The organism is Pseudomonas sp. JE3303, from assembly GCF_056312565.1.
This window is the reverse complement of sequence record NZ_JBWGIF010000005.1, coordinates 1-12286: the sequence shown is the minus strand read 5'-3', so window position 1 is coordinate 12286 and position 12286 is coordinate 1. Positions and strand designations below refer to the sequence as shown.

The window sequence follows — 12286 nt, the reverse complement described above, 5'->3', positions numbered from 1 at the left end:
AAGTGCCGGGTCAATAACCGTGATTAGCCTGATGAGGAGATAATCTGAGAGTCCGAACCAGGGGCTTTCAGGTTATCCAACCAGTCTCGCGACCAGTTGTGATAATCATAACGATTCTCATTTCACTGTCAATCGTTTCTCCGCATTTATTTTTCATTTCTTCACTGGCGGGCTTTTCTCATCCAGCTGCTGGTTCAGCGCTTCTTTGCGTTCGGCCGGCAAATCGTTCCAGTGCATGTCGAGCAACGCGCCTTCGATGGCGTACAACAACACCTTGGATGCGCGGAAACCTCGGGTCTTCACAGCTTGGTAGGCCCCCACCGCACCGAGTCGGCGAAGGTCCGATGCGCTGTGGATGCCAACAGCGTGCAGCCACTGTGCAGAGGTCTTCCCCAGGTTCTTCAGGTGCTGCAGTTCATCGTTCATCAGGCCTCCTTGCGATGGCTGAACGGTCGTTGAGATAAATCGCGAGCAGGTCAGGGTGCAGTGTAGCGGGGGATGGCGAACATGAAGCTTTTTGCCATGGGGGAGGGTGTTCAAGACAGCGCAGCCCGGCGGGCTGCGCGTCCCTGGCGCGTTACAGGCCTGGCAAGCGCTGGCGGATCTGCTCGACCAGCTGGTCCAGGCTGCCACCTTCATTGGTTTCGATGCGCTTGCTTTGCAGCAGCTCGTGGTCGTCCAGCGGCTCACGGTTCTGCTGCTGCACCTTGATCACTTCAAGCGTCGCATCGGACGGATCGGTGCTGTCAGCCTGACGTTGGGCCAGCCAGCTGGCGATCACGGCGTCCGGGGCGTTGCAGTCCAGGATCAGGAAGGGTACGCCGGTCGAGCTGGCAATCTCGGCCGCGGCCTTGCGCTGCTCGCGCTTGAGGTAGGTAGCGTCGAGCACCACCGGGAAGCCGGCACGCAGGATGACCGCCGCCAGTTGATGCAAGCGCTCGTACGTCGCCTGGCTCGCATGCTCGGCATAGATCCCGGCCTGCAGCTGGCCGCTGGCCTGCTCTTGCTGGTCACCGTGCAGGCGCTTGCGCTCGACGTCCGAGCGCAGGCGAACGGCTCCCAGAGACTCGACCAGGCGCATGGCCACGTGGCTCTTGCCCACTGCGGAGACGCCGTGGGTCACCGCCAGCAGACGCGAGGGGATGGCGCTGTAGCTTTCCGCCAGGTTGGCGTAGTTGCGGTAGGTGCGCAGCGTGGTCGCGCGCTGCACGCCATCGGCATCGGCAGGCATGCTGAACAGCGCCACCTTGGCACGCACCAGGGCGCGATAGGCCTTGTAGAAATTCAGCAGCTCGAGGCCGGCGTAATCGCCAGTCAGCTCCAGGTACTGGCTGATGAAGCGTCGCGCGAGACACTTCAGGCCCCGGTCTTCCAGGTCCATGGCCAGGAAGGCGGTGTCGGCCCAGACGTCGGTGAGGCGGAACGGCTCGTTGAACTCGATGCAGTCGAAAATCACCACCTTGCCGTCGATCAGCGTCGCGTTGCCCAGGTGGATATCACCGTGGCACTCGCGGATGAAACCGTCGGCCTTGCGCGTCTCAAGCAGGCCGTGCAGGCGCTGGTAGCTGCTCTGCGCCCACGCTTGCAGCGCGTCGAGCTGTTGCAGGTCGGCCTTGTCGCTGAGGAACGGGCGGATCTGCTCGAAATTCTGCTCGACCGGCGCCATGGCGCTTTCCGGCGTGCCCAGGGGGTGGTCCAGCGGCACGCGGGGGGCCTGCAGGTGGAACTCGGCGATCTGCCGGGCCATCTGGTCGATATGCCCAGCGGTCAGCTCGCCATTGGCTTGCAGGGTGTTGAGCATCTGTCCCTGGGGGAACTGGCGCATCTTCAGCGCGTACTCGATGGGCTCGCCTTCGCCCGCGAGTTGCGGTGCCTCGGCGGAGCCGGTGATTGGCAGCACGTCGAGGTACAGGCCTTCGGTCAGCCGCTGGTTCAGGCGCAGCTCTTCACGGCAGAAATGACCGCGCTGGCTCAGTTCGGTGAAGTCGAGAAAGCCGAAGTTCATCGGCTTCTTGATCTTGTAGGCGTACTCGCCCGTGAGCAGGACCCAGGAAATATGTGTCTCGATAAGCTGGAAACCATCGACCGGGTGAGGGTAGAGGGCGGGATTCTGTAGGGCGGTGATCAACGCTTGGCTCACGGGCGGTCCTTTTGGGTCCGGGAATTCGAAGGCGTTATTATGGTCAATGGTGCCGTCCCTGCAAACCGCCGGAGGGCGCCTGCCCCGGCTTTATAAAGTGCGTATAATCCGCCGCCATGACTCGAACCCAAAACTCCCGTACCCCGAAAAAACGTCCGTCCGGCCGCTCCCGCGCCTGGCTGGGCTGGGCTTTGAAGCTCAGCCTGGTCGGTCTTGTGGTGCTTGCCGGCTTCGCCGTCTACCTCGATGCCGTCGTCCAGGAAAAGTTTTCTGGCAAGCGCTGGACCATCCCGGCCAAGGTCTATGCCCGGCCGCTGGAGCTGTTTGTCGGCCAGAAACTGAGCCGCAACGACTTTCTCGTCGAGCTTGATGCCTTGGGCTATCGGCGCGAAAGCGCAGCCAACGGCCCGGGTGCTGCCTCGGTCAACGGCAACACCGTCGAGCTGAATACCCGTGGTTTCCAGTTCTATGAAGGCATCGAGAAAGCACAGGCAGTCCGTGTGCGCTTCTCGGGCGACTACGTGGCCGGGCTCAGCGGTGCCAATGGCAGCAAGCTCGACGTGGTCCGCCTTGAGCCGCTGCTGATCGGCGGCATCTATCCCAAGAACCTTGAAGACCGCATCCTGATCAAGATCGACCAGGTGCCCCCGCACTTGCTCGAGACCCTGGTAGCGGTGGAAGACCGCGACTTCTACCACCACTTTGGTGTCTCGCCCAAGTCGATCGCGCGGGCGGTCTGGGTCAACACCTCGTCGGGCGCCATGCGCCAGGGCGGCAGTACCCTGACCCAGCAGTTGGTCAAGAACTTCTACCTGACCAATGAGCGCAGCCTGAGCCGCAAGATCACCGAGGCCATGATGGCCGTGCTCCTCGAGGTGCACTACGACAAGCGCGAGATTCTCGAGGCCTACCTCAACGAGGTCTTCGTCGGCCAGGACGGACAACGCGCGGTGCATGGCTTCGGCCTGGCCAGCCAGTTCTTCTTCAGCCAGCCGCTGTCGGAGCTCAAGCTGCACCAGATCGCCTTGCTGGTGGGCATGGTCAAGGGCCCGTCCTATTACAATCCGCGCCGCTATCCCGAGCGCGCGCTCACGCGCCGCAACCTTGTGCTCGACCTGCTGGCCGAGCAGGGCGTGGCAAGCAAGGACGTGATCGAGGCGGCCAAGAAAATGCCGCTGGGCGTGACCAGGCGCGGCAGCCTGGCCGACAGCTCGTTCCCGGGCTTCCTCGACCTAGTCAAGCGCCAGTTGCGCCAGGACTATCGCGATGAAGACTTGACCGAAGAAGGCCTGCGCATCTTCACAAGCTTCGACCCGATCCTGCAGATGAAGTCCGAAGCGGCGATGGCCGAGACCTTCAAGCGCCTGGATGGCCGCAAGGGCGGCGACCAGGTCGAAGCGGCGATGGTGGTGACCAACCCGGAAACCGGCGAGGTCCAGGCCCTGCTTGGCAGTCGCCAGGCCGGTTTCGCCGGTTTCAACCGGGCCATCGATGCCGTGCGTCCGATCGGCTCGCTGGTCAAGCCGGCGGTCTACCTGACCGCGCTGGAGAAGCCGAGCAAGTACACCCTGACCAGTTGGGTGCAGGATGAGCCTTTCTCGGTCAAGGGCGCCAACGGCCAGGTCTGGCGTCCGCAGAACTACGACCGGCGTGCCCACGGCACCATCTACCTGTACCAGGGGCTGGCGCATTCCTACAACCTGTCCACCGCCAAGATCGGCCTGGACGTGGGTGTGCCCAACGTCATCAAGACCATCAGCCGCCTGGGCGTCGATGTCGACTGGCCGGCGTTCCCGTCCATGCTGCTCGGCGCTGGCGGCATGTCGCCGATGCAGGTCGCGACCATGTACCAGACCCTGGCCAACGGCGGCTTCAATACGCCGATGCGCGGGATTCGCAGTGTGCTGACCGCCGAGGGCGAGCCGCTCAAGCGCTATCCGTTCCAGATCCAGCAGACCTTCGATCCGGGCTCCATCTACCTGGTGCAGAACGCCATGCAGCGGGTGATGCGCGAGGGTACCGGGCGCTCGGTCTACAATGTGCTGCCCGGCAACCTCACCCTCGCGGGCAAGAGCGGGACCAGCAACGATTCGCGTGACAGCTGGTTCGCAGGCTTCAGCCAGGACCTGCTGGCGGTGGTGTGGATTGGTCGTGACGATAACGGCAAGACGCCGTTCACCGGCGCCACGGGTGCATTGCAGGTCTGGACCAGCTTCATGCGCAAGGCCGATCCGCTACCCTTGGACATGCCGCAACCCGACAATGTGGTGCAGGCCTGGATCGATCCGTACAGCGGACAAGGCTCCGATGCCAGCTGTCCGGGAGCGGTGCAGATGCCGTATATTCGTGGCAGTGAACCGCCTGCTGGCCCGGCCTGTGGCAGTCAGGCGACCCCTGAAGACTCCGTCATGGACTGGGTCAAGGGCTGGATGAATTAAGCACATGAGAGGGCGTGAATTGAACAAGTGGTGGTTTCCTGCCTTGACGGCGCTGGCCTTGCTCAATGGCTGCGCCAGCGTCCCGCGTGGCTCCATCCCGGTGGTGGATTCGAGCACCCGGGTATCCAACAGCGAGCGCGTCTCTGCCAACCGCAGCGCCGCGCCAGCGGTCAGCACCGGTAGCAGCCAGGCGCAAACGGTGCCTCAGGACTCGGGCGTGATGGTGATGATCCCGCAGGGCGCGGGCTCCTCGCCAATCCAGACATTCCCTGCCGGCACGGGCACCGCCGCGATCAGCAGCGGGCCGATCACCCCGGGGCCGGTCGACAACGAACCGTTCGACATCGCCTCGATGAACAGCGCGCCCACCCCGGCAAGCACGCCGAGCACGTCGAGTGCTCCGACCGGTATACCTCGCAGCAATGCTGCAAGCAGCGGCCTGTCGGCGGACGAACAGCTCGATGGGCCGGTGCTGGCGCTATTGACCACCGCCCAGCAGCAGCAGGGCACTGGCGATTACAACGGTGCCTCCTCCAGCCTGGAGCGTGCCCAGCGCATCGCGCCGCGCGAGCCGCAGGTGCTCTATCGCCTCGCCCAGGTGCGCCTCGCCCAGGGCGATGCCGCCCAGGCCGAGCAGCTGGCCCGGCGCGCGCTGACCTACGCCAATGGCCGTCCAGACCTGCAGGCGGGCCTGTGGAACATCATTGCCCAGGCTCGCGAGAAGCAGGGTGACAGCGCTGGCGCCGCCTTGGCGCGTCAGAAAGCCAAGGTCAACCTGTGATGGAGCAACGTATTCTGGATATTGCTGACCACCTGCTGCTGATCGAGCGAGAACTGCATGTCCAGGGCTGGTGGAGCGATCAGCCTCCAACTGCCGAGGCACTGGGCAGTGTGGTGCCCTTCGCGGTCGACAGCATGAGCTTCGAGCAGTGGCTGCAGTGGATTTTCCTGCCACGCATGAAGCAGATCCTGGAACACGGCCTGGCCCTGCCCAACGCCTCGGGGATCCTGGTCATGGCTGAAACGGTCTACAGCAACCGGCCGGATGAAAGTCGCGAGTTACGACGGCTGCTAGCAGAATTCGACCAATTGATCAGTCCATCCGCCTGATTTCCTCTCTTTTTCCTATAAGGGCCGCAGATTGTGGCCCTTTTTGTTGGAAATCTTAACAGTTCTGCTGCAAGCGATTGAATTCGTGGTGCTGGAGAAACGTCCTTGGGAAAAATTGGCAATAATTTTTCTTGACTTGAGGGCGCCAAATCTTAAGAATCCAGATTCCGCTGTAGGGGGACTGCCAGAAGCAGACCCGCTAAGCAGATCATGAGGCGCACACCCGCGCCGACTTGCTTCACCCCGCAACGCGTTACCTCGCGCTGGGTGGGAAAACCCCGCAACACTCTGGGGGGCTCCCAATACTTGCTCAGTCAGTGCTGACGTTCGCTCATGCTCTGCTTGGCAGTAAACCTATTAAGACCCGCCCGGTTGGGGCGGTATTCTGGCGTTTTAGAGGTGAACAACGTGGAGCTTTTATCTGGCGCTGAGATGGTCGTCCGCTTTTTGCGGGACGAAGGCGTTAAGCACATCTACGGGTACCCTGGTGGTGCTCTCCTGCATGTTTACGACGCGCTGTTCAAGGAACCGGAAGTCACCCACATCCTGGTTCGTCATGAGCAGGCGGCTACCCACATGGCCGACGGCTATGCCCGTGCCACCGGCAAGGCCGGCGTGGTGCTGGTGACTTCCGGCCCCGGCGCGACCAATGCCATCACGGGTATCGCCACCGCCTACATGGACTCCATTCCGATGGTGATCCTGTCCGGCCAGGTGCCGAGCACCATGGTGGGCACCGATGCCTTCCAGGAAACCGACATGATCGGTATTTCCCGGCCGATCGTGAAACACAGCTTCATGATCAAGCATGCCTCGGAGATCCCCGAGGTCATGAAGAAGGCGTTCTACCTCGCGCAATCCGGCCGTCCCGGCCCGGTCGTGGTCGATATCCCCAAGGACATGACCAACCCGGCCGAGAAGTTCGAATACGTCTACCCCAAGAAGGTCAAGCTGCGCTCATACAGCCCGGCTGTCCGCGGTCACTCGGGCCAGATCCGCAAGGCAGCCGAGATGCTCCTGGCGGCCAAACGTCCGGTAGTGTACGCCGGCGGCGGCGTCATCCTGGGTGGCGGCTCCGAAGCACTGACCGAGATCGCCAGGACCCTCAACCTGCCAGTCACCAATACCCTGATGGGTCTGGGTGGCTATCCAGGTACCGACCGCCAGTTCCTCGGCATGCTGGGCATGCACGGCAGCTACCCTGCCAACATGACCATGCACAACGCTGACGTGATCTTTGCCGTCGGTGCGCGGTTCGACGACCGTGTGGTCAACGGCCCGGCCAAGTTCTGCCCGAATGCCAAGATCATCCATATCGACATCGACCCGGCGTCGATCTCCAAGATGATCAAGGCCGACGTGCCGATCGTGGGTCCGGTGGAAAGCGTGCTCAGCGAAATGCTCGGCATCCTGCGCGAAATCGGCGAGCAGCCAGACAAGTCCGCCATGGACGCCTGGTGGAAGCAGATCGAAGAGTGGCGCGGCACGGGTGACATGTTCCCCTACGACAAGGGCGACGGCAGCGTCATCAAGCCGCAGACCGTGATCGAGACACTCTGCGAAGTCACCAAGGGCGATGCCTTCGTCACCTCCGACGTGGGTCAGCACCAGATGTTCGCGGCGCAGTACTACCGCTTCAACAAGCCCAACCGCTGGATCAACTCCGGTGGCCTGGGCACCATGGGCTTCGGCTTCCCGGCGGCCATGGGCGTCAAGCTCAACTTCCCGGACCAGGACGTTGCCTGCGTGACCGGTGAAGGCAGCATCCAGATGAACATCCAGGAGCTGTCCACCTGCCTGCAGTACGACCTGCCGGTGAAGATCGTCAACCTCAACAACGGCGTACTGGGCATGGTTCGCCAGTGGCAGGACATGGCCTACAACAGCCGTCACTCGCACTCCTACATGGAGTCGCTGCCGGACTTCGTCAAGCTGGCCGAGGCCTATGGCCATGTGGGTATCCGCATCACCAGCCTGAAGGACCTCAAGCCGAAACTGGAAGAGGCCTTCGCGATGAAGGACCGCCTGGTGTTCATCGACATCCAGGTCGACAACAGCGAGCACGTCTATCCGATGCAGATCAAGGATGGATCGATGCGCGACATGTGGCTGAGCAAGACGGAGCGTACCTGATATGCGGCACATCATTTCCCTGCTGTTGGAAAACGAACCCGGTGCCCTGTCTCGCGTCGTGGGTCTGTTCTCCCAGCGCAACTACAACATCGAGAGCCTGACCGTCGCTCCGACCGAAGACCCGACCCTGTCGCGTCTGACCCTGACGACTGTCGGCCACGATGAGGTGATCGAGCAGATCACCAAGAACCTGAACAAGCTGGTCGAAGTGGTCAAGCTGGTCGACCTGTCGGAAAGCGCCCATATCGAGCGCGAACTGATGCTGGTCAAGGTCAAGGCCACCGGCGCACAGCGCGCCGAGATCAAACGCACCACCGACATCTACCGTGGGCAGATCGTCGACGTCAGCAGCAGCGTGTACACGGTGCAGCTGACCGGTACCAGCGACAAGCTGGACAGCTTCATCCAGGCCATCGGTACCGCATCGATTCTCGAAACCGTGCGCAGTGGCGTCACCGGCATTGCCCGTGGCGACAAAGTGCTCAGCATCTAACTTCAAAAATTAGCGATGGCTCCGCTGGGGCCGAGATATAACAGGGGTATTCCATGAAAGTTTTCTACGACAAAGACTGCGACCTTTCGATCATCCAGGGCAAGAAAGTCGCCATCATCGGCTACGGCTCCCAGGGCCACGCTCAAGCGTGCAACCTGAAGGACTCCGGTGTTGACGTCACTGTCGGTCTGCGTAAAGGCTCGGCCACCGTTGCCAAGGCAGAAGCCCATGGTCTGAAAGTTGCCGACGTGGCTTCCGCCGTCGCTGCCGCCGACCTGGTCATGATCCTGACCCCGGACGAGTTCCAGGGCGCCCTGTACAAGAACGAAATCGAGCCGAACATCAAGAAAGGCGCAACCCTGGCCTTCTCCCACGGCTTCGCTATCCACTACAACCAGGTCGTTCCTCGCGCCGACCTCGACGTGATCATGATCGCGCCGAAGGCTCCAGGCCACACCGTTCGCTCCGAGTTCGTCAAGGGCGGCGGTATCCCTGACCTGATCGCGATCTACCAGGACGCCTCGGGCAACGCCAAGAACGTCGCACTGTCCTACGCCGCTGGCGTTGGTGGCGGTCGTACCGGCATCATCGAAACCACCTTCAAGGACGAGACCGAAACCGACCTGTTCGGCGAGCAGGCCGTTCTGTGTGGCGGTACCGTCGAGCTGGTCAAGGCCGGTTTCGAAACCCTGGTCGAAGCTGGCTACGCGCCGGAAATGGCCTACTTCGAGTGCCTGCACGAACTGAAACTGATCGTCGACCTCATGTACGAAGGCGGTATCGCCAACATGAACTACTCGATCTCGAACAACGCCGAGTACGGCGAGTACGTGACCGGTCCGGAAATCATCAACGAAGAATCCCGCAAGGCCATGCGCAATGCTCTGAAGCGCATCCAGGACGGCGAGTACGCGAAGATGTTCATCTCCGAAGGCGCCACCAACTACCCATCGATGACCGCCAAGCGTCGTAACAACGCCGCGCACGGCATCGAAGTCATCGGCGAGCAACTGCGTTCGATGATGCCTTGGATCTCGGCGAACAAGATCGTCGACAAGTCCAAGAACTGATCCGTTCCTGCTAACGAAAAGCGCGGCCTCGGCCGCGTTTTTTCGTTTAGGGGTCAGCTTCTGGTATAAAGCCCACAAGGCTTGCCGGACGAACCCATGCCGCGAGCCCATGTCGAACACATTCCACCCTGTTGCAAGGTATTGTCCATGAGCGAACGTCCCGAAGAGCCGAACAAGCCCTCCGACGCCGAAAGCCTGCTACCTGTCGATGAGCATGTTGAAGAAGGGCATGACGCCGAAGGGCGCAAGGTCCGGCACCGTGGCATCTATCTGCTGCCCAACCTGTTCACCACCGCCAACCTGTTTGCCGGTTTCTACTCCATCATCAGTTCCATCAGCGCGCAGAGCGCCATGAGCGCCGGCGATCCGCGCGAGGCGAGCAAGTACTTCGCCTTCGCCGCCATTGCCATCTTCGTGGCCATGGTGCTCGACGGCCTGGACGGCCGCGTTGCCCGCATGACCAACACCCAGAGCGCCTTCGGTGCCGAGTACGACTCGCTGTCGGACATGGTCGCGTTTGGTGTCGCACCGGCGTTGCTGGCCTTTGGCTGGGCCCTGGGCGACATGGGCAAGGTCGGCTGGATGGTCGCCTTCATCTATGTGGCCGGCGCCGCGCTGCGCCTGGCACGCTTCAATACCCAGGTCGGCACTGCTGACAAGCGCTTCTTCATCGGCCTGGCCAGTCCGGCCGCGGCAGGCGTAGTGGCAGGTACCGTCTGGGCGTTCAGCGACTTCGGCATCCAGGGCTCCAAGCTGTCGTTCCTGGTGGCGCTGCTGGTTGCGGCTGCGGGCATGCTGATGGTGAGCAACATCAAGTACAACAGCTTCAAGCAGCTGGACCTGAAGGGTCGCGTGCCCTTTGTCGCGATCCTGGCCGTGGTGCTGGTGTTTGCCGTGGTGTTCAGCGATCCGCCGCGCATCCTGCTGCTGATCTTCCTCGGGTATGCCGTGTCGGGCCCTGTGCAGTACTTGCTGCGCATGCGTCGCCGCAAAGCCTGAAAGATTTAATGACGCAATAATCCTCCGGCTCCATAGTCTACTGGTGCATCAGCCATCCAGTGCCATGGAGCCCATCATGCTTATCAAGCTTGCGAGAGCCTCCGACTGCAAGTTGTCGGAGGTCACTCCCGAATCCGTCTACCTTTCTCGCCGCGCCGTGCTCGGTGGCTCCCTGGCGGGGGCGGCCGTCTCGATGATTCCTGGACTCGCCTTCGCGGCAGCGCCTTCTCGCTACGCCGATGCCGAGCCGGGAAGCGCTCCTGGCTGGTTCACCCAGAAACTCGAAGGCACCCAGTGGCAGGCCATGACCGTGCAGGGCGAGGCCATCACACCGTTCAAGGATGCGACCCACTACAACAACTTCTACGAGTTCGGGGCCGACAAGGGTGATCCGGCCGATAACGCAGGTAGCCTGAAAACCGAACCCTGGACGGTGGTGGTGGACGGCGAGGTAGGCAAGCCGGGGCGCTATGCCCTCGAAGACTTCGTCAAGCCTTATCATCTGCAGGAGCGAATCTACCGCCTGCGCTGCGTAGAGGCGTGGTCCATGGTCATCCCATGGCTGGGCTTTCCTCTGGCCGACATCCTCAAGCAGGTCGAGCCTACCTCCAAGGCACGCTATATCCGCTTCGAAACCCTCCAGGACCCGAAGAACATGCCAGGCATGCGCTCGGGTTTCGCGCTGATCGACTGGCCTTACGTCGAGGGCCTTCGCCTGGATGAGGCGATGAATCCCTTGGCCATCCTGGCGGTGGGCATGTATGGGCGCGAACTGCCCAACCAGAACGGCGCTCCTCTACGGTTGGTCGTGCCTTGGAAGTACGGGTTCAAGAGCATCAAGTCCATCGTCCGGATCAGTCTGGTGAGCGAGCAGCCGCAGACTACCTGGCAAGGGCTTGCGCCTGATGAGTACGGCTTCTATGCCAACGTCAATCCGACCGTCGACCACCCGCGCTGGACCCAGGCCCGCGAGCGCCGGCTGCCCAGCGGGCTGTTCAGTCCCAATGTGCGCGAGACGCAGATGTTCAACGGGTACGCCGATGAAGTGGCTTCTCTTTATGCCGACCTCGACCTGAGGACCAACTACTGATGCGTTATCCCTGGATCCGCCTGGGCATCTTTGTGCTGGGTTGTCTGTTTCCGGCCTGGTGGCTATATGAAGCGGCAATGAGCCTGCTCGGCCCTGACCCTGGCAAGATCCTGGTTGACCGGCTGGGCCTGGGCGCTCTGATCTTTCTGCTGATTACCTTGAGCATGACCCCGCTGCAGAAGATGACGGGCTGGTCCGGGTGGATAGTGGTCCGCCGGCAACTGGGGCTGTGGTGTTTCGCCTACATTGTGCTGCACATGACATCTTATATGGTGTTCGTGCTTGGCCTGGACTGGGGGCAACTGGGTGTGGAGTTACGCAAGCGGCCCTACATAATAGTGGGAGCGCTGGGCTTCCTTGGACTGTTGGCACTGGCGGTCACGTCCAATCGCTATAGCCAGCGCCGGTTGGGCGCGCGATGGAAGAAGCTGCACAAGTTGGTGTATGTGATCCTCGCCCTGGGCTTGTTGCACTTTCTATGGATAGTGCGTGCCGATCTCCGGGAGTGGGCTGTGTATGCGGCGATTGGCGCGGGACTGCTTGCGCTGCGGATTCCTGCGGTGTCGCAGCGCCTGCCGCGGGTGAGGGGGAGGGCGCCCCGCGCAGGTGGAAAGCCGTCTCAGGAGTAACTTGAAACATTTATGAAATAAGTTCTTGACCGGATTTCGAATCCCCTTATAATGCGCCCCACTTCCAGCGTAGTTGGAACGGAAAACTCCTTGAGAATCAACGAGTTGGATGTTCAGGACAGCAGCCGGAAGTGGCTCCGGTCGAAAGATCGGTAGCGGTGAAAAAGGTGGTTGACAGCAGATT

General features: G+C 61.7%; 11 protein-coding genes. 9 read left to right on the top strand and 2 right to left on the bottom strand.

The window, feature by feature from the left end; genetic code table 11:
* Positions 1-153: 153 nt before the first annotated feature.
* Together AC0ZZU_RS08415 and AC0ZZU_RS08410 are read right to left on the bottom strand one after the other, a co-directional pair.
* Positions 154-426, bottom strand: coding sequence for a TfoX/Sxy family protein (locus AC0ZZU_RS08415; RefSeq protein WP_476340051.1), 273 nt, complete (start codon positions 424-426; stop codon positions 154-156).
* 151 nt (positions 427-577) lie between these two features.
* Positions 578-2140, bottom strand: a complete 1563-nt coding sequence (locus AC0ZZU_RS08410) for a bifunctional aminoglycoside phosphotransferase/ATP-binding protein (RefSeq protein WP_476340050.1) — start codon at positions 2138-2140, stop codon at positions 578-580.
* Between the two features lie 116 nt (positions 2141-2256).
* On the opposite strand from AC0ZZU_RS08410, the gene mrcB reads away from it, so the two are divergent.
* The 9 genes from mrcB (at position 2257) to msrQ (ending at position 12102) form a co-directional block, all read left to right on the top strand.
* Positions 2257-4578 (top strand): penicillin-binding protein 1B, encoded by a 2322-nt coding sequence (gene mrcB / locus AC0ZZU_RS08405; protein WP_476340049.1) that lies wholly within the window; start codon positions 2257-2259, stop codon positions 4576-4578.
* 4 nt (positions 4579-4582) lie between these two features.
* Positions 4583-5359, top strand: coding sequence for a tetratricopeptide repeat protein (locus AC0ZZU_RS08400; RefSeq protein ID WP_476340048.1), 777 nt, complete (start codon positions 4583-4585; stop codon positions 5357-5359).
* Positions 5356-5688: a YqcC family protein gene (locus AC0ZZU_RS08395; RefSeq protein ID WP_476340047.1), complete on the top strand. Its 333-nt coding sequence runs from the start codon at positions 5356-5358 to the stop codon at positions 5686-5688. The genes AC0ZZU_RS08400 and AC0ZZU_RS08395 overlap by 4 nt, the downstream gene beginning before the upstream one ends.
* A gap of 408 nt (positions 5689-6096) precedes the next feature.
* Complete coding sequence (locus tag AC0ZZU_RS08390) at positions 6097-7821, top strand: acetolactate synthase 3 large subunit (RefSeq protein WP_476340046.1); 1725 nt, start codon at positions 6097-6099, stop codon at positions 7819-7821.
* Position 7822: 1 nt separating this feature from the next.
* Entirely contained in the window at positions 7823-8314 is a 492-nt protein-coding gene (gene ilvN, locus AC0ZZU_RS08385) for an acetolactate synthase small subunit (RefSeq protein ID WP_116551972.1), read from the top strand.
* A 53-nt stretch (positions 8315-8367) separates the two neighbouring features.
* A complete protein-coding gene (ilvC, locus tag AC0ZZU_RS08380; protein ID WP_158461657.1) occupies positions 8368-9384 on the top strand; it encodes a ketol-acid reductoisomerase in 1017 nt (338 codons plus the stop codon).
* A gap of 147 nt (positions 9385-9531) precedes the next feature.
* Positions 9532-10383: a CDP-diacylglycerol--serine O-phosphatidyltransferase gene (gene pssA, locus AC0ZZU_RS08375; protein ID WP_158461656.1), complete on the top strand. Its 852-nt coding sequence runs from the start codon at positions 9532-9534 to the stop codon at positions 10381-10383.
* A 76-nt stretch (positions 10384-10459) separates the two neighbouring features.
* Positions 10460-11473, top strand: coding sequence for a protein-methionine-sulfoxide reductase catalytic subunit MsrP (gene msrP / locus AC0ZZU_RS08370; protein ID WP_476340045.1), 1014 nt, complete (start codon positions 10460-10462; stop codon positions 11471-11473).
* Positions 11473-12102, top strand: a complete 630-nt coding sequence (gene msrQ / locus AC0ZZU_RS08365) for a protein-methionine-sulfoxide reductase heme-binding subunit MsrQ (protein ID WP_476340044.1) — start codon at positions 11473-11475, stop codon at positions 12100-12102. The genes msrP and msrQ overlap by 1 nt, the downstream gene beginning before the upstream one ends.
* Positions 12103-12286: the final 184 nt, after the last annotated feature.

What these genes read in the sequence shown, in the direction of transcription:
- AC0ZZU_RS08415 (WP_476340051.1), bottom strand. Translation starts at nt 426, where the DNA reads ATGAACGATGAACTGCAGCACCTGAAGAACCTGGGGAAGACCTCTGCA.
- mrcB (WP_476340049.1), top strand. Translation starts at nt 2,257, where the DNA reads ATGACTCGAACCCAAAACTCCCGTACCCCGAAAAAACGTCCGTCCGGC.
- AC0ZZU_RS08400 (WP_476340048.1), top strand. Translation starts at nt 4,583, where the DNA reads ATGAGAGGGCGTGAATTGAACAAGTGGTGGTTTCCTGCCTTGACGGCG.
- ilvN (WP_116551972.1), top strand. Translation starts at nt 7,823, where the DNA reads ATGCGGCACATCATTTCCCTGCTGTTGGAAAACGAACCCGGTGCCCTG.
- ilvC (WP_158461657.1), top strand. Translation starts at nt 8,368, where the DNA reads ATGAAAGTTTTCTACGACAAAGACTGCGACCTTTCGATCATCCAGGGC.
- pssA (WP_158461656.1), top strand. Translation starts at nt 9,532, where the DNA reads ATGAGCGAACGTCCCGAAGAGCCGAACAAGCCCTCCGACGCCGAAAGC.
- msrP (WP_476340045.1), top strand. Translation starts at nt 10,460, where the DNA reads ATGCTTATCAAGCTTGCGAGAGCCTCCGACTGCAAGTTGTCGGAGGTC.
- msrQ (WP_476340044.1), top strand. Translation starts at nt 11,473, where the DNA reads ATGCGTTATCCCTGGATCCGCCTGGGCATCTTTGTGCTGGGTTGTCTG.